This window comes from Streptomyces anulatus (genome assembly GCF_000721175.1).
In the GTDB taxonomy this organism is placed as follows: Bacteria; Actinomycetota; Actinomycetes; order Streptomycetales; family Streptomycetaceae; genus Streptomyces; species Streptomyces anulatus_C.
Genome location: NZ_JOEZ01000007.1, coordinates 73201 through 90588, shown reverse-complemented (window position 1 = coordinate 90588; position 17388 = coordinate 73201). Strand labels below are relative to the sequence as shown.

Annotated in this window: 9 protein-coding genes; 6 read left to right on the top strand and 3 right to left on the bottom strand. The window is 73.0% G+C overall.

The annotated features are described in order from the left end of the window. Positions 1–117 precede the first annotated feature (117 nt). A complete protein-coding gene (gene glpX / locus IG90_RS0108855) occupies positions 118–1149 on the top strand; it encodes a class II fructose-bisphosphatase (protein WP_030580130.1) in 1032 nt (343 codons plus the stop codon). A gap of 96 nt (positions 1150–1245) precedes the next feature. Here glpX and IG90_RS0108850 read toward each other — a convergent pair whose 3' ends face one another. Both IG90_RS0108850 and IG90_RS0108845 read right to left on the bottom strand, forming a co-directional pair. Beyond that, positions 1246–1617, bottom strand: a complete 372-nt coding sequence (locus IG90_RS0108850; protein WP_030580127.1) for a WhiB family transcriptional regulator — start codon at positions 1615–1617, stop codon at positions 1246–1248. A 184-nt stretch (positions 1618–1801) separates the two neighbouring features. After that, positions 1802–2500, bottom strand: a complete 699-nt coding sequence (locus IG90_RS0108845) for a DUF1707 SHOCT-like domain-containing protein (RefSeq protein ID WP_030580124.1) — start codon at positions 2498–2500, stop codon at positions 1802–1804. Between the two features lie 196 nt (positions 2501–2696). On the opposite strand from IG90_RS0108845, the gene IG90_RS0108840 reads away from it, so the two are divergent. Next, positions 2697–4367 carry a fumarate hydratase gene (locus IG90_RS0108840; RefSeq protein WP_030580121.1) on the top strand — a complete coding sequence of 557 codons (1671 nt, stop codon included), beginning with the start codon at positions 2697–2699 and terminating at the stop codon, positions 4365–4367. Between the two features lie 60 nt (positions 4368–4427). On the opposite strand, the gene IG90_RS0108835 is transcribed toward IG90_RS0108840, so the two are convergent. Next, the gene (locus IG90_RS0108835) at positions 4428–5429 is read right to left on the bottom strand and encodes a LuxR C-terminal-related transcriptional regulator (RefSeq protein WP_030580118.1); all 1002 of its coding nucleotides are present in this window, start codon (positions 5427–5429) and stop codon (positions 4428–4430) included. A gap of 220 nt (positions 5430–5649) precedes the next feature. On the opposite strand from IG90_RS0108835, the gene IG90_RS0108830 reads away from it, so the two are divergent. Genes IG90_RS0108830 through IG90_RS0108810 form a run of 4 tightly spaced genes read left to right on the top strand, consistent with a single transcriptional unit; the run spans position 5650 to position 17339 of the window. Next, positions 5650–6924, top strand: a complete 1275-nt coding sequence (locus tag IG90_RS0108830; RefSeq protein WP_051860090.1) for an MFS transporter — start codon at positions 5650–5652, stop codon at positions 6922–6924. Further along, on the top strand, positions 6869–10132 hold the full coding sequence (locus IG90_RS0108825) for a type I polyketide synthase (RefSeq protein ID WP_030580112.1): 3264 nt from the start codon (positions 6869–6871) through the stop codon (positions 10130–10132). The genes IG90_RS0108830 and IG90_RS0108825 overlap by 56 nt, the downstream gene beginning before the upstream one ends. Next, the gene (locus IG90_RS45645; protein ID WP_051860075.1) at positions 10129–16041 is read left to right on the top strand and encodes a MupA/Atu3671 family FMN-dependent luciferase-like monooxygenase; all 5913 of its coding nucleotides are present in this window, start codon (positions 10129–10131) and stop codon (positions 16039–16041) included. The genes IG90_RS0108825 and IG90_RS45645 overlap by 4 nt, the downstream gene beginning before the upstream one ends. Continuing rightward, a complete protein-coding gene (locus IG90_RS0108810) occupies positions 16038–17339 on the top strand; it encodes a M18 family aminopeptidase (RefSeq protein WP_030580108.1) in 1302 nt (433 codons plus the stop codon). The genes IG90_RS45645 and IG90_RS0108810 overlap by 4 nt, the downstream gene beginning before the upstream one ends. Positions 17340–17388: the final 49 nt, after the last annotated feature.

The window sequence follows — 17388 nt, the reverse complement described above, 5'->3', positions numbered from 1 at the left end:
GTCACGGCCGCGAGGCCGGGCGCTCATGCGTGACCCGCCCTGCTCATTTTATCGACCTACCGATAGAGTCACAGCACCCTCATATCCGGTCGTCGCCGTACAGAAAGGTGCGCTCCGATGTCCGAGCATCATCTGCCGTCCCAACTGGAGGTCTCCCCGGAGGCCCCCGACCGCAACCTGGCCCTGGAATTGGTCCGGGTCACCGAGGCCGCCGCCATGGCAGCCGGGCGCTGGGTGGGCCGCGGCGACAAGATCGGCGCCGACGGCGCCGCCGTGAAGGCCATGCGGACCCTCGTCTCGACCGTCTCGATGAACGGCGTCGTCGTCATCGGCGAGGGCGAGAAGGACGAGGCCCCCATGCTGTTCAACGGCGAACGGGTCGGCGACGGCACCGGCGCCGAGGTCGACATCGCGGTCGACCCGATCGACGGCACCACGCTCAACGCCAAGGGCATGCCGAACGCCATCGCGGTGCTGGCCGCGGCCGACCGCGGCGCGATGTTCGACCCGTCCGCGGTCTTCTACATGGACAAGCTGGTCACGGGGCCCGAGGCGGCGGACTTCGTCGACATCAACGCGCCCGTGTCGGTGAACATCCGGCGCGTGGCACGGGCGAAGAACTCCACGCCCGAGGACGTCACCGTCGTCATCCTCGACCGCCCCCGGCACGAGGGCATCGTCAAGGAGATCCGGGAGACCGGCGCGCGGATCAAGTTCATCTCCGACGGCGATGTCGCGGGCTCGATCATGGCGGCCCGCGAGGGCACCGGCGTCGACCTGCTGATGGGCATCGGCGGGACGCCCGAGGGCATCATCTCGGCGTGCGCCATAAAGTGCCTCGGCGGCGTCATCCAGGGCAAGCTCTGGCCCAAGGACGAGGCGGAGCGGCAGCGGGCGCTGGACGCGGGCCACGATCTGGACCGGGTGCTGTCGACCGACGACCTGGTCAGCGGCGACAACGTGTTCTTCGTGGCGACGGGGATCACCGACGGTGAGCTGATGCGCGGTGTGCGGTACCGCGCGGAGACGGCGACCACCGAGTCGATCGTGATGCGTTCCAAGTCCGGCACCATCCGGACGATCTCCTCGACCCACCGGCTGTCGAAGCTGCGCGCCTACAGCGCCATCGACTTCGACCGTGCGAAGTAGCCGGTAGTCCGGGACGAAGGTACGAAAGAAGCGGAGGGGAGGGGGTGCGGGAGCGAACGGCCGCTCCCGCACCCCCTCCCGCAGACACGGGTACGTTCAGCCCGCCGCGGCTATGTGCTCGGCCGTCGACGCGGCCGTGAGCTCGATGTCCCGCCGTCGTCGCCGGGCCAGCGCCACCCGGCGCTCGGCCGCGGTGAGCCCGCCCCACACCCCGTACGGCTCGGGCTGCATCAGTGCGTGCTCCCGGCACTCCACCATGACCGGACACCGGGCGCAGACCCGCTTGGCGGCCTCCTCGCGGGCCAGCCGGGCGGCGGTCGGTTCCTTCGACGGGGCGAAGAACAGGCCCGCCTCGTCACGGCGGCAGGCCGCCTCGGAATGCCAGGGGCCCGCATCGTCCTCCCGAGCGGGGGTCCGCTGGGCCGGAACGGCGGCGACCTGCAGAGGCTGATGCGGCGGTTGCAGCACGGTCTACTCCTGACGACGGCTACGGCTTCGCGAGCGAGAGTCGATGCAGCACTCCCTACCCGCTGTGCGTACGCCTATGCACTGAGTGGCACCGGCACGCGACGCACCGCAATGCGCCCCTGCGGCATTCTGGCCGATTACCGATTACCGGAGGCCGTCCGCCCTGCCGTATTCCCTGGCCGATTCAGTGGCCGAGATGTTTGCGCAGCCGCTGCTGAAGGTCCGCGACGAACTTGCCCCGCTTCGGCCTGGCTTCCACGGTCCCGAACACGGAATAGCCGTTCACCACGACGACCGGCGCTTCCTGGTCCGGAGATTCGAGTGTCCGCACTTCGAAGGTGCCGAAGACACCCGTGCCGTTGCCGCGCAGGGAAATGTTCTCCGGCACCCTGATGTCGACACTGCCGAAGATGGACGTCGCATTGATGACGGTGAAGCGTTGGCCGAAAAGCGCTTCGGTCAGATCGATCTCCACGCTGCCGAAGAGCGCGAAGGCGTTCGTCCGGCCGCCGACCCGCCAACGGCCCTTGCGGGTGGCGCTGCTGAAGACCGCGACCAGGTTCTCCGCGGGACCGTTCGGGGCTTCGGGGCCGTAGACGTACGGCTGCGCGTCCGGACGCGGGGCGGCGGTGGAGCCGGAGGATGCGGGCAGGTCCCGGACCAGCGGCTGGAGTTCGCCGACGGTCTTGGCCCGGTAGACCAGGTCGATCCGCTCCGCGTGCTCGTCCGCCGTCAGACGGCCCTCTGCCATCGCCTCCCGCAGGACGTCCGCGATCCGGTCACGGTCGGCGTCGGAGGCGCGGATGCCATCGGCGTCCAGGACTTCGGCGGGCGGCGGGACGGCCGGCGCGACAGGCTGCTGGGGCTGCTTCTCTAGGTCCACCGAACCAGCGTACCCAAACGCGATAGATCGCGACTACCCCTCCCACCGGCGCGCCCCGGCACCCGGGCCCCCGTTTCCGCGCGAACGTCCAGGTGAGCCTTACCTCACAGCGTCCTCCGGACGGAGGAGCTCTACCCTGGTGGATGCGCTGCCCGAGGGAGGTCAGCCGCTGTCGCCGAGTGAGGAAATGGCCGTCATGGCAGAGTTTGCGTACTCCGATCTGCTCCCCCTGGGGGAGGACACCACGCCGTACCGTCTGGTGACCGCCGAGGGTGTCTCCACCTTCGAGGCCGACGGCCGTACGTTCCTCAAGGTCGCCCCGGAGGCGCTGCGTACGCTGGCCGCCGAGGCGATGCACGACATCTCGCACTATCTGCGCCCGGCCCACCTGGCGCAGCTGCGGCGGATCGTCGACGACCCGGAGGCGTCCTCCAACGACAAGTTCGTGGCGCTGGACCTCCTGAAGAACGCGAACATCGCCGCCGCGGGCGTCCTGCCGATGTGCCAGGACACCGGTACGGCGATCGTCATGGGCAAGCGCGGGCAGAACGTGCTGACCGAGGGCGGTGACGAGGAGGCCCTGTCGCACGGGATCTACGACGCGTACACCAAGCTGAACCTGCGCTACTCGCAGATGGCCCCGCTGACCATGTGGGACGAGAAGAACACCGGCTCCAACCTCCCGGCCCAGATCGAGCTGTACGCCACCGACGGTGGCGCGTACAAGTTCCTCTTCATGGCGAAGGGCGGCGGCTCGGCCAACAAGTCGTTCCTCTACCAGGAGACGAAGGCCGTCCTGAACGAGGCCTCCATGATGAAGTTCCTGGAGGAGAAGATCCGCTCGCTGGGGACCGCGGCCTGTCCGCCGTACCACCTGGCGATCGTGGTCGGCGGCACGTCGGCGGAGTTCGCGCTGAAGACCGCCAAGTACGCCTCCGCGCACTACCTGGACGAGCTGCCCGCCGAGGGCTCCCCCACCGGGCACGGCTTCCGGGACAAGGAGCTGGAGGAGAAGGTCTTCGAGCTGACGCAGCGGATCGGGATCGGCGCCCAGTTCGGCGGCAAGTACTTCTGCCACGACGTGCGCGTGGTGCGGCTGCCCCGGCACGGCGCCTCGCTGCCCGTCGCCATCGCCGTGTCCTGCTCGGCGGACCGCCAGGCCACCGCGAAGATCACCGCCGAGGGCGTCTTCCTGGAGCAGCTGGAGAAGGACCCGGCGCGCTTCCTGCCCGACACCACCGACGAGCACCTCGACGAGGCCGGCGGGGACGTCGTGGAGATCGACCTCAACCGGCCGATGGACGAGGTGCTGGCCGAGCTGACGAAGTACCCGGTCAAGACCCGGCTCTCGCTGACCGGACCGCTGGTCGTGGCCCGTGACATCGCGCACGCCAAGATCAAGGAGCGGCTGGACGCGGGCGAGGAGATGCCGCAGTACCTCAAGGACCACCCGGTGTACTACGCGGGCCCGGCGAAGACGCCCGAGGGGTACGCCTCCGGTTCCTTCGGGCCGACGACGGCCGGCCGCATGGACTCCTACGTGGAGCAGTTCCAGGCGGCGGGCGGCTCGAAGGTGATGCTCGCCAAGGGCAACCGCAGCAAGCAGGTCACCGACGCCTGCGACGCGCACGGCGGCTTCTACCTCGGCTCGATCGGCGGCCCGGCGGCCCGGCTCGCCCAGGACTGCATCAAGAAGGTCGAGGTCGTCGAGTACGAGGAGCTCGGCATGGAGGCGGTCTGGCGCATCGAGGTCGAGGACTTCCCCGCGTTCATCGTCGTCGACGACAAGGGCAACGACTTCTTCACCGAGCCCGCCCCGGCTCCGACGTTCACCAGCATTCCGGTGCGGGGGCCGGGTCTCGGCTGACCTGCCCCGTAGACGTACGAGGGAGGGCCCGTCCGCGCGGACGGGCCCTCCCTCGCGTTCTCAGCCGTCCAGCAGGCCCGATGTCGCGACCAGGTATCCCAGCTGCGCCCGGCTGTTGCTGCCCAGCTGCTCGGAGACCTTGCGCATGTGCTCGGCGACGCTGCGGCGGCTCATGCCGATCCGGCGGGCGATGGAGGCGTCGGTCTCGCCGTTGACGACGGCTTGGAGGATGGCGCGCTGGAGGTCGGAGGTGACGACGGGGGTGCGCAGCGGTGCGCGTTCGGGGCGGACCGGGACCGCGCGGGACCACGCTTCGTCGAAGTGCCGGACCAGGAAGCGGACCAGGGACGGGTGCTGGACCCGCAGGGCGCTGTGCGGTTCGTCGGAGAACGGGACGAAGGCGAGGTCCTGGTCGAAGACGATGAACCGGTCCACGACCTCGGCCAGGGTCCTGATCTCGGCGCCCTCGGCGGTCACCTGCTCGATGTAGGCGAGCGTGGTGCGGTCCGAGCGGACGGTGTGCTGGTAGAGGGTGCGCTGCCGGATGCCGCGGCGCAGGTTGCCCAGATCGCGCGGGAGCGACTCCTCCAGGACGTGGGCCGGGCGTCCGCCGCCGGGGTGGGCGGTGCGGACCTCGGCGCGGCAGCCCCTGACCCCGGCGTCCAGGGCCTTGCTGATGACGGCCTCGCCGGAGAGCCGGGTGAGGGCGGGGCGTTCGTGCCGGTGCATCTCGGTGTAGAGGCCCTCGAAGGCGGCGAGGGTGGCGCGGGCGGAGCGCAGGGTGCGGCGCTGCTCGACGATCGCCTCCTCGATCGGGGCGAGGGCGGCGAACGAGGCGGTCTCCGGCGGTACGGGAACGAGGTGGCCGGGCGACTCCTGGTCGGCCACCATCAGGTGCAGGGACCGCAGGCAGCGGGGCGCCGCGCAGGCCGGGAGGCTGCCTTCCGTCAGCGCACGGCGATAGGCCGCGAGGGCCGCCTCGCAGGGTTGTTCCGGTATCGACCGGTCCGAGGGTGATTCACGGCAATCACATACCGGTGAGGGGGAATGATCGTCCTTCACAAGGATGCAGATTACCTTTGTGCAATCAGGAGTACTCCGCCCGGTACCCGTGCTCGACGAGTATGTCCGGGTGACATCTGGAATCGACGACGCGGACGGACCGAAGGTGAACGAGACCGACGGCGGCGACGGGAAGGACCGGGACACCGCGGTCTCCGAGCGCCGTTTTCGATTCCTCGTCGCCGGATACTCGGTGTCTTCCTACGGCACATTCCTGAATATGGTGGCGCTCAATCTCTTCGTCTACGAGACGACGGGCCGGGCGCTGGCCATGGGGCTGTTCATGGCGGTGCGGCTCGCCTCCGGATTCGTCGCCGGTCTGGTCGTGGGCGGTCTGCTCGCCCGTTTCAGCGCGAAAAGCGTCATGCTGTGGGCGAATGTCGGCCAGGGCGGCGTGATGCTGGTGCTCATCCTTGCGCCGGAGAGCCTGGTGACCGAGGCGCTGATGGCCGTCTCGGTGGTGATCGGGGCGTGCGGGACGCTGTTCATGGTGGCGTTGCGCAGTTCGATCCCGGAGATGGTCGGGGAGGACCGCAGGGCCTGGGCGAACTCCCTGTCGATCACCGGCCGTTCGCTGGCCATGGTGGCGGGGTTCGCGTCGGCGGGTGTGGTGGTGTCCCTCGTCGGGTACACCGCCGCCTTCCTGCTCGACATGGCGACGTTCGTGGTCTGCGCGGTGACGGTGGCCCTGCTGCCGATCGCGGGCGGCAAGGGGGCGGGCATCGCCCAGGAAGCCGCCGGGGCCGGGAAGCCCGCCGGCGCGGCGGACAAGGCTGCGGACAGGGGCGTAAGGCGGTGGCGGCCCGTGGCCTTCCTCGCGCTCGCCGCCGCACCCGGTCTGGGCCTGATGGTGGCCCTGCGCGGGGTCGACGCGTTCGGTTCCTCGTCCCACAACGCGGCGCTGCCGGTCTACTCCACCTCGCTGGACGCGTCGAACCCCGCGGTGTTCGTCAGTGCGTTCTGGTGCGTGTGGGCGCTCGGCAACATCGGGGCCCAGCAGGTGATCCAGCGGTACGCGCAGCGCACCGGACGCTCCGTGGGGGCGCTCGGATTCGGCTACGGCACGGTGGTGATGTCGGCGGCGTTCATCGCGGCGTTCGCCGGGTTCCCACTGGCCGTGACAGCGGTGATCGCGCTGATCGCGGGGGCCGCGGACGGTCTCACCGAGGTCTCGTACACCTCACATCTCCAGACACTTCCGGCCACGTTGCGCGGTCACGCCTTCGGTCTTTCGGCCACGTTCGAGAACCTCGGTTTCGGCGTCGGCATGATCCTGGTGGCGGCGGCCCTCGACCGGTTCTCCCCGCTGGCCGTGGTGGGCTGGTCCCACGGCGCCGCCATCGTCGTCGCCGTGGTGTTCCTGCTGAGGGTGGCAGCGCTGCGGCGCGCGGAGCGTACGGGGCGAACGGGGCGTGCGGGGCTGCGAAAGGAAGAAGCCGTTGAGGGACGACCGGATCGCGGTGATCGGGACGGCGCTGAGGTTTCCCGGGGCTGACACCCCCGAGGCGTACTGGCGCGACATCCGGACGGGCACCAGCCGTGTACGCCGTTTCACCCGGGCCGAGTTCGCCGCGGCCGGGGTCCCGGCGGCGGAGTACGAGCGGCCGGGGTTCGGCGGGGCGAGCGCCCTCCTGTCGGATGTGGACGGCTTCGACGCCGCGTTCTTCGGGATGGGCGGGCGGGAGGCGGAGCTCACCGATCCGCAGCAGCGGCTGTTCCTGGAGTGCTGCTTCCACGCCCTGGAGGACGGGGGTTACGCGGGCGGCGAGAACGGGTACGCGGGCAGCGACGGCGGCTCCGTACGGATCGGGGTGTACGGCAGCTCCGGCTACCGCCTGTACTCGCTGCACAGCTATCTGGCGGCGAACCTGGCGGCGGAGGCCGGCTCGGGCGACTGGATGACCGCCAAGCAGGTCCAGGTCGGCAACTACACCGACTTCACCGCCACCCGGGCCGCCTTCCGGCTCGGCCTGACCGGGCCCGCGCTCACCGTGTCGACGGCCTGTTCCAGCGCCCTGGTCTCGGTGCACCTGGCCTGCCAGGCACTGCGCGCCGGGGACGCGGACCTGATGCTGGTGGGCTCCGCCGCCCTGCATCTGCCGCAGGTCACCGGCCAGGCCCCGGTGAAGGGCTCCACCCTCTCCCCCACCGGCACCGTCCGGGCGTTCGACGCGGACGCGGACGGCACGGTCGGGGGGAACGGGGCCGCCGCCGTCCTCCTCAAGCCGTTGGAGCGGGCGCTGGCCGACGGCGACACCGTGCACGCGGTGATCCTGGGCTCGGCGGTCACCAACGACGGTGCGGACAAGACCACCAACGACGGCTCCGGCAGAGGGGGGTTCGCCGCTCCCGGGGTCTCCGGGCAGCGTGACGCGGTGCTCGGGGCGCTGAGCGCGGCGGGCGTGGACGCGGCCTCGATCGGCTATGTGGAGGCGCACGGCACGGGCACGCTGAAGGGCGACCCGATCGAGTTCGCCGCCCTGACCGAGGCGTTCCGCGCGCACACCGACCGGACCGGCTTCTGCGCCCTCGGCTCGACCAAGCCCGCCATCGGCCATCTGGACAGCGCGGCGGGGCTCGCGGGGCTGGTCAAGGCCGTCGAGGTGCTGCGGCACGGGGTGGTCCCGCCGCTGGTGAACTTCTCCCGGCCCAACCCGGCGCTGGCGTTGGACGACAGCCCGTTCCTGCTGCCGGTACGGGAGCGGGCCTGGCCGCTGGCGGGGGTACGGCGAGCGGGTGTGCACTCCATCGGCATGGGCGGTACGAACGCGCATGTGGTCCTGGAACAGGCGCCGGAGGCCGTGAGCCCGACGGCCGCGGAGGTCCCCGTGCCCGTTCCCGCCCTGCTGCCGCTCTCGGCCGCCGACGGGGCGGCGCTGCGGGCGTCCGCCGCCGCGCTGCGGGGCCGCCTGGCGGGTGCGGAGCCCCCCTCCCCCGCCGACCTGCTGACCACGACCGCACTCGGGCGGCGGCTCCTGCCGCACCGGCTGGTCGTCACGGCCGCGGACCCGGTGGCCGGTCTCGACGCGTTCCTGTCCGGGGCGCCGGCGGGCGAGGCGTACACGACCGGGGTCGTGGGCGAAGCGCGGCGGCCCGCGTTCCTGTTCAGCGGCCAGGGCGGCGGACATCCGGGCATGGGCGCGGAACTCGCCGCGCGCTTCCCGGTGGTGGCCGAGGTGCTGGACACCTGTGCCCGGGTGTACGCGGAGGAGACCGGGAGGGACGACTTCCTGGACCGGATCGTCGCCGGGCGGGGCCCCGGGCGCTGGGACACCGCCTTCGCGCAGCCCGCCCTGTTCGCCCTCCAGATCGCCCAGGCGAGGCTGTGGGCGCGGCTCGGGATCGCCCCGGTGCGCGTCGCCGGGCACAGCGTCGGCGCGTACGCGGCGCTGTGCGTGGCCGGGGCGCTGGACACCGAGGACGCGATGCGGCTGGTGTGCGGGCGCGGGCGGCTGATGCAGGAGCGGGCGGCCCCGGGCGCGATGGTCTCCGCGTTCGTCCCCCGGCCCCGGGTACGGGAGCTGCTGGCCGCCGTCCCCGGGCTGGAGCTCGCCGTGGTCAACGGTGGGGCCCACCATGTGCTCGGCGGGCCTCCGGAGGCGGTGGACGCGGCACGTGCCCTGCTGGCGGCGCGGGGTGAGGCGTACGAGGTGCTGGCGGTGGACCGGGCGTTCCACACGGCGCTGCTCGACCCGGCGCTGGAGGAGTTCCGGGTGCTGGCCGACAAGGCGGAACTGCTCCCGCTGCACACGGAGTTCGTCGACGGCATCGACGGCACGGTCCGGCCCGCCGGGTGGCGCCCGGACGCCGCGTACCTGGTCGCGCAGGCCCGCCGCACGGCCGACTTCGCCGCCGTCCTGGACCGGCTGGCCGGGTCGCCTGAGGACGGTTCGCCGCTGGCCGGCTCCCCGCTGCTGCTGGAGCTGGGCCCGTCGGCCGTGCTGACGGGGATGGTCCGCCGGTCGCTGCCGGACGCCGTCTGCGTGCCGACGCGGCAGTGGGAGCGGGCGGTGGCCGCGCTGCACTGCGCCGGGGCCGGGGTGGACTGGGCCGCGCTGCTCGACGGCTGCGGCGGCCGGCGCGTCCGGCTGCCCACGTACCCCTTCCAGCGCCGCTCCCACTGGAGGGGCCCGGCCCCGTACACACCCCCGGCGTCCCTCACACCACGCACACCACGCACACCGCTCTCGGAGGACCGCATGACCGAACAGGCCGTACTGGACAGGGTGCTGGAGCTGACCGCGCGCCATCTCGGACACCGTCCCGACGAGGTGGCCGCCGACCGCACGTTCGTCGGCCTCGGCGCGGACTCGCTCCAGCTCATCGGGATGGTGCGGCAGCTGGAGGCCGAGTTCGGCACGGAGATCAGCATGCGGGAGATCCTGGAGGAGGCGGGCACGCCACGGCTGACGGCCGCGCTGATAGCCGGGCGGAGGGCTCCCGGGATATCCGTGTCCGTGGAGCCGACGCCCGCCGACGCGCCCGCGCCCGCCGCCCATGTGCCCGCGCCCGTCGCTGCCGGGCTCGCGTCCGCGCCCGCCTCCGCCTCTGCCTTTGACGAGCCCGTATACGCCACCCGGGCCGAGGTCGCCGCGCTCTCCGAGCAGATACGTCAACTGGCCGAGACCCAGGCCGTGATGCTCACCCAGCTCTCCGATGCCGTCGCGCTGCTGACCGCCCGCACCGGGACGGACACGCGATGAGCGCGACGACGCGTACGTCCGCCGACGCCGTGGCCCGAGCGGCAGAGCTGTCCCGCGGGCTCACCGACCAGCTCGCGGCGGCCCGAGGCCAGGCCCAGGCGGACGAGCCGGAGCCCGCCGCCGGGGAGACCGCGCACGGCCCCCGTCTCGTCGTCGACGCGGCGGGCGGGATGGCCGGGGCGGGGGCCGACGAGGCCCAGCGGTCCCACACCGCTGCCCTGATCCGCAGGTTCACCGAACGGACCCGCACCTCCAAGGAGCTGGCCCAGCAGCACCGTTCGGTGCTCGCCGACAGCCGGGCCGTCGTGGGGTTCCGGGACGCCACCAAGGAGATGCTCTACCCGATCGCGGCCCGCTCGGCGCACGGCTCCCGGCTCACCGACGTGGACGGCAACGCGTACACCGACATCACCATGGGCTTCGGTGCGCTGCTCCTCGGCCATGAGGCGGAGCCCGTCACCGAGGCCGTGCGCCGCCACCTCGCCGACGGTCTGCGCTTCGGCCCCCGGTCCCCCGACACCGGGGAGGCCGCCGCCCTGCTCGCCTCGCTGACCGGCATGGAGCGGGTCGCCTTCGCCTCGTCCGGTACGGAGGCGAACTCGGCGGCGATCCGGCTGGCGCGCGCCGCGACCGGGCGCGACAAGGTCGTCATGTTCCGGGGCTCGTACCACGGGCACATCGACTCCGTCCTCGGCCGCCCCGGCGGCCCCGGTCAGCACGCCGTGCCCGTGTCACGGGGCATCCCGGACAGCGCGGTGGCGGAGCTGATCGTGCTGGAGTACGGGAGCGAGGAGGCGCTGGAGACGATCGACGCCCTCGGCGACACGATCGCCGCCGTGCTCGTCGAGCCCGTGCAGTGCCGCAACCCTGCCCTGCGACCGGTGGAGTTCGTGCGCTCGCTCCGCGAACTCACCGCGCGCCGGGGCATCGTGCTGCTCTTCGACGAGATGCTGACCGGGCTGCGCCCCCACCCGCGTGGCGCCCAGGAGCACTTCGGGGTGGTGCCGGACCTCGCCACGTACGGCAAGGCGCTCGGGGCAGGCTTCCCGATCGGCGCGGTGGCCGGGCGGGCGGACCTGCTCGACGGGGTGGACGGCGGGTTCTGGCGGTACGGGGAGCCCGGCGGGCCCTCGCGCGAGACCACGTTCATCGGCGGCACGTACATGCAGCACCCGCTGTCGATGGCGGCGGCCCGCGCGGTGCTCACCCACCTCACCGAGCGGGGGCCCGGGCTCCATAGCGGTCTGAACGCCCGCACGCAGGCGCTCGCCGACCGGCTCAACGCCTTCTTCCACGACGAGGAGTTCCCGCTGGAGCTGGCCCACTTCGGGTCGATGTTCCGGTTCAGGCACCGCGCCGACCTGGAGTTGCTCTACCACCACCTCCAACTGCGCGGCGTGTACGTATGGGAGTGGCGCAGCTTCTACCTCTCCACCGCCCACACGGAGGAGGACGTGAGGCGGGTCGCGGAGGCGGTGGAGGGTTCGTTGCGGGAGCTGCGCGACGGGGGGTTCTTCCCCCGGTCCGCCGGGTCCGCCCGCCCGGCCGCCGTGCCGCGTGCCGAAGTCCCGCGCCCGGCACCCGACTTCGGCCTCTACTTCTTCGGCGACTACCCGGAGACCGCCGATCCCGGCACCGGCGCCGGCGCGGGAACCGGCACCCCGGAGGCGTACGACACCGTCTTCGAGACCGCGCGCTTCGCCGACGAGCACGGCTTCTCCTCGCTCTGGCTGCCCGAGCGGCACTTCGACTCCTTCGGCGGGATCTTCCCGAACCCCGCCGTGCTCGCCTCCGCCGTGGCCCGGGAGACCGAGCGCATCCGGATCAACGCCGGATCGGTCGTCCTGCCGCTGCACGATCCGGTGCGGGTCGCCGAGGAGTGGTCGGTGGCCGACAACCTCTCCGGCGGCCGGGTCGGCATCGGCTGCGCCACCGGCTGGCACGCCCGGGACTTCGCGCTGCACCCGGACCGGTTCGCGGACCGGCGGCGGATCGCCTTCGACCACCTCGACGAGGTGCGCCGGCTGTGGCGCGGGGAGGCGGTGCGGCGGCGCACCGGCGAGGGCACGGACACGGAGATCAGGATCCGCCCGCGCCCGGTGCAGGAGGAGCCGCCGTTCTTCCTGGCCACCTCCGGTCAGCGCGCCTCGTACGAGGAGGCGGCCCGGCGCGGCCTCGGGGTCGTCACCAACCTGATGAGCCAGACCGTGGACGAGCTGGCCGCGAACATCGCGCACTACCGGCGTACGCGAGCGGCGTGCGGGCTCGACCCGGCGGCCGGCCGGGTGACGGTGCTGGTGCACACGTATCTCGGCGACGACCACACCACCGCCCGGGCCGAGGCGCTGGAGCCGATGATGCGGTATCTGCGGTCCTCGCTGCTGATGCGCTCGGCGGCCACGGCGGCGGGGCAGCGGCGTGAGGACGTGGCGGCGGCCGGCGAGGAGGACCTGGACTACCTGTTCCGCCGGGCCTACGACCGCTACTGCGACCAGCGGGCCCTGATCGGTACGCCTACGAGCGTCGCCCCGCTCGTCGACGCGCTGCACGGGGCCGGGGTGGACGAGATCGCCGCGCTGGTCGACTTCGGGATGGACCGGGAGCGGCTGCGGTCGGGGCTGGAGCGCCTGGACCTGCTGCGCCGCCGGACACAGGAGCGGGACGCCGGAGAGCGGGACCGCGGGGCTCAGGACGCCCGGGAACGGGACCGGCGGGCTCAGGACAGCCGGGAGCAGGACAGCCGGGAGCAGGACGTCCGGGAGCAGGACACCCGGGCTCAGGCCACCCAGGAGCGCGACGCCCGGGAACGGGACCGCCGGAGTCAGGAGACCGTCGCGCCCGCCACCTCGGCGCAGCGGCGGCTGTGGCTGGCCGCGCAGTTGATGGAGAACCCGGCGGCGTACAACGAGACCCAGGCCGTACGGCTGCGCGGACCGCTGGACGTGGCGGCGCTGCGGGCGGCGGTCGACGGGCTGGTCGAGCGGCACGCCGGGCTGCGGACGGTGTTCCGGGGCGAGCAGGAGGCCGGTGTCGTCCAGGTCGTCCGGGAAGGGCTCCGGATCCCGTTGACGGTCACCGACGCCGGAGGACGGGACCCCGAGCGGGCGATCGCGGCGCTGCTGTCCGAGGAGAGCGGCCGGGCCTACGACCTGGCCGGGGGGCCTCTGTTCACGCCCCGGCTGCTCCGACTGGCCGATGACGATCACGTCCTGGCCCTCGGCATGCACCACATCATCACGGACGCGCACTCGGCCGCGCTGATCGCCGACGACCTCCGGGAGCTGTACACGGCGGCCCGCGCCGGACGCCCGCCGGTCTTCGGGCGTCCCGCCGGGACGACCGTCGGGGCCCCCGAGCCCGCGTGCGACGCGGCCGACCTGGACTGGTGGCGCGAGCTGCTGGGCGGGGGTCCGCCGGTGCTGACGCTGCCGACCGACCGGCCGCGCGGCCGCCGGGTGGCGGGGCGCGGCGGGGCGGTCGCCCGGACCGTGGACCCGGAGCGGACGGCGGGGCTGCGGGAGTGGAGCGGGCAGCAGGGTGTGACCCTGTTCGCCACGCTGTGCACGGCCTGGCAGCTGGTGCTGCGCAGGCGGTCGGGGCAGGACGCGTTCCTGCTGGGCACCACCTTCGGGCGGCGGCGGCCGGAGACCGCGGACGCGGTCGGCTTCCATGTGGCGCTGCTGCCGTTGCCGCTGTCCGCCACGGACGCGACCCCGTCGGCGGAGGCCGTACGGGCCACCGGCCGGGCCCTGTTCGCGGCGGACGAGCACAGCGGGGTGGACCTGGACGCACTGCTGGCCGCCGTCCATCCGGACCCGGGGAACCCACGCCCGCTGGTGACGGTTTCGGTCGATCTGGACCGCGCGGCGCTGGCCGGAATCGAGCTGCCCGGGCTGCGGGCGCAGGAGGTGGCGGCCGGGACGGAGTCGGCGCCGCTGGAGCTGGCGCTGATGGCCACCCACGGCCGGGACGGCAGCCTGCGGCTACGGCTGCGTTACGACGCGGACCTGTTCGACGCGGCGACGGCGGAGGGCTATCTCGCGGAGCTGGACGAGCAGGTGGACGCGTTGACGGCCCCGCGGGTGGACGCGCCGACTGCCACGCAGGTGGACGCGTCGCCTGCCCCGCGGGTGGGCACGTCGACGGACCCGGGTGCGGATCGGCGGGTCGCGGCGGCCCCCGGCACCGCCGCGCTCCTGCGCGAGGTCTGGCAGTCCGTCCTCGACCTGCGCGACGTCCACGCCGACGACAACTTCTTCGACCTGGGCGGCAACTCGATCGCCGCGATCCGCCTCGTGAACCGGGTCCGGGACACGCTCGGCGTCGACTACCCGCTGGCGGACTTCTTCGCCGACGCCACCCTGCGGGCCATGACCGGGCAACTGTCGGGCGGCGGCCCCACGACGAAGGAGGACGCGGTCGCCCCCGCCGTCGTCGTCGACCGCGCCCCCGTCAGCGACCAGCAGGCCCGGATGATCGCCGGGCACCACGCCATGCCCGACCCCGCCGTGTGGAACGTGCCGACGCGGATCACGTTCACCGGGGCGCTGGATCCGGCGGCCCTGCGGTCCGCCGTGTCCGAGGTGATCGCCCGGCACGACGCGCTGCGGACCCGGTTCGTCCAGGAGGACGCGCCGGAGGGGCCCTGGTGGCAGGAGGTGCTGGCGGCGGGGCCGGTGGCGTTGCCGGTGGAGGATCTGACCGGGCTGCCGGACGGTGAGCGGCGGCCCCGGGCGGACGCCCTGTGCCGGGCGGACGCGGCGGCCCCCTTCGAGCTGGGGCGGTCACTGCGGCCCCGGGTGCGGCTGCTGCGGGTCGAGGAGGACCGCTGGGAGCTGATGTTCGTCCTGCACCACGTCTGCGCCGACGGCTGGTCGCTGTCCGTGCTGCTCGCGGAGATCGCGGCGCTGTACACGGCGGCCGCGGCGGGCGTCCCGCACGGGCTGCCCGATCCGGCGATGCAGGCGCCCGGGTACGCCCGGTGGCAGCGGGAGCACCACGATCCCGGCGCCGAGGCGGATCGGGCCGCTTTCTGCGCCCGCTACCTGGACGGGGTGCCGTCCGCCGTCCCCGTACCGACGGACCGGCCGCGTCCGCAGAAGCTGAGCGGGCACGGGGACACGGTGCGCGGGGTCGCCCCGGGTGCGGTGCGGGCGGCGGTGGAGGAGCTGGCGGCCGGCCGGCGCACCACCCCGTTCGCGGTCGCGGCGGCGGCTCTCGGGGTGTTCCTGACCCGTCTTTCGGGGGAGCCGGACACCTTGTTGAGCGTGCCGTACGCCAACCGCGAGGGCACCGCTTCGGAGTCGCTCGTGGCGATGACGTCCACCGCGGTGATGGTTCGCGTGCGACTGGATTCAGCCAATCTCGACGAGACCTGCGCGGAGCTCGCGGTCCGTACGGGCGTGGGTGCGCTCGGCGCCATGGCGCACGTGCTGCCCACCGCGCGCATCATGCAGGCGATGCGGGACGCGGGTGCTGTCAGCGTCCCCGACCGGGTGCCGCACGTCCTGGCGTTCCAGAACTCCGTCGACACGGACATCGAGATCCCCGGGCTGCGGGTCGAGGTGGCCGATCTGGCACCACCGCTTTCCCGCAGCGAACTGTGCTTCGGGCTTGCGCCGCGCCGGGACCCCGCGAAGGGTTATCGAACGTTCCTGGAATTCTCCACCGACCTGTGGGACCACACGACCGCCCACGACCTTCTCTCGTCGTACACCGACCTGCTCGCGGAGTTCTGCGCCCGGCCCGACCGGCCGGTGCGGGAGCTTCTCGGAGGGCGCCCCTCCCAGGGGCCCTCGGGCCAAGGCTCCGGGGGTTCCGCCGGGGGCGCCAGCGCCGGGCCCGACCAGCCCGGCGGACCGTCACCCTCCCAGTCACTGCCGAACACCGGAAAGGCGGACGCCGAATGACTCCGGCCCCCCACCGCAGCCACACCGACGACCTGCTCTCCTTCATCGCCGCCAGCCCCTCCCCATACCACGTGGTGGCCAGTGCGGCCCAGCGTCTGGAGAAGGCCGGGTTCCGCGAACTGCGCGGCACGGACGACTGGACGGGCGCGACCGGCGGCTGCTTCGTCAGCCGGGCCGGTGCGCTGATCGCCTGGTACGTCCCCGAGGGCGCGCCCGCCCACACCCCGTTCCGGATCGTCGGCACCCACACCGACTCCCCGAACCTGCGGATCAAACCGGCACCGGACAGCGGGACTTCGGGCTGGCGGCAGATCGGGGTGGAGATCTACGGCGGGGTCCCGCTGAACACCTGGCTCGACCGGGACCTGGGCATCTCCGGCCGGCTCGCCCTGCGCGACCCCGGCTCCGTCCCGCGCAGCCGGCTCGTGCAGATCGACGAACCCCTGCTGCGGGTACCTCAGTTGGCCATTCACCTGGACCGTTCGGTGAACGAGGGGGTGGCACTGGACCGGCAGCGGCACATCGCGCCGATCTGGGCGCTGGGCGACCCGCAGGAGGGCGAGCTGCTGCGCCGGGTCGCGGCGGCCGCCGGGGAGGACCCGGCGGACGTGCTGGGCTGGGACCTGATGCTGCACGACATCCAGCCGCCCGGATACCTGGGCGTGGAGCGGGAGTTCGTGGTGGCGCCGCGGCTGGACAACCAGGTCTCGGTGCACGCCGGGGTGACCGCGCTGGTGGACGCGGCGACGGGCGCCACGCAGCCCTCCTTCGTACCGGTGCTGGCCGCCTTCGACCACGAGGAGGTCGGCAGCGGTTCCGAGACGGGTGCGCAGAGCCCGCTGCTGGAGCGGGTCCTGTCGCGGTCCGTGTCCGCGCGCGGCGGCAGCGACGAGGACTGGTCGCGGGCGCTGGCGGGCGCGTTCTGCGTCTCCGCCGACATGGCGCACGCGGTGCACCCCAACTACGCGGAGCGGCACGACCCCGACCACCGTCCGCTCCCCAACGGCGGCCCGACGGTCAAGGTGAACGTCAACCAGCGGTACGCCACCGACTCCACCGGCATCGCGGTGTTCACGGCGGCGGCCGAGCGGGCCGGGGCCCCCTGGCAGCCGTTCGTCTCCAACAACGCGATGCCCTGCGGTACGTCGATCGGCCCGCTCACGGCGGCCCGTCTCGGCGTCACCACGGTGGACGTCGGGGTGCCGGGCCTGTCGATGCACTCGGCGCGCGAGCTGTGCGGGGTGCGCGACCCGGGCCATCTCGCCGCCATCCTCACCACGATCATGGTCGGGGACTGACAGGCGCTCCCGGGCTTCACCGACCAGCACGGGATCCGGAAGAACAGAC

Coding starts and splice junctions, on each gene's coding strand:
- IG90_RS0108840 (WP_030580121.1), top strand. CDS start 2,697: ATGGCAGAGTTTGCGTACTCCGATCTGCTCCCCCTGGGGGAGGACACC.
- IG90_RS0108810 (WP_030580108.1), top strand. CDS start 16,038: ATGACTCCGGCCCCCCACCGCAGCCACACCGACGACCTGCTCTCCTTC.
- IG90_RS45645 (WP_051860075.1), top strand. CDS start 10,129: ATGAGCGCGACGACGCGTACGTCCGCCGACGCCGTGGCCCGAGCGGCA.
- IG90_RS0108830 (WP_051860090.1), top strand. CDS start 5,650: ATGGTGGCGCTCAATCTCTTCGTCTACGAGACGACGGGCCGGGCGCTG.
- glpX (WP_030580130.1), top strand. CDS start 118: ATGTCCGAGCATCATCTGCCGTCCCAACTGGAGGTCTCCCCGGAGGCC.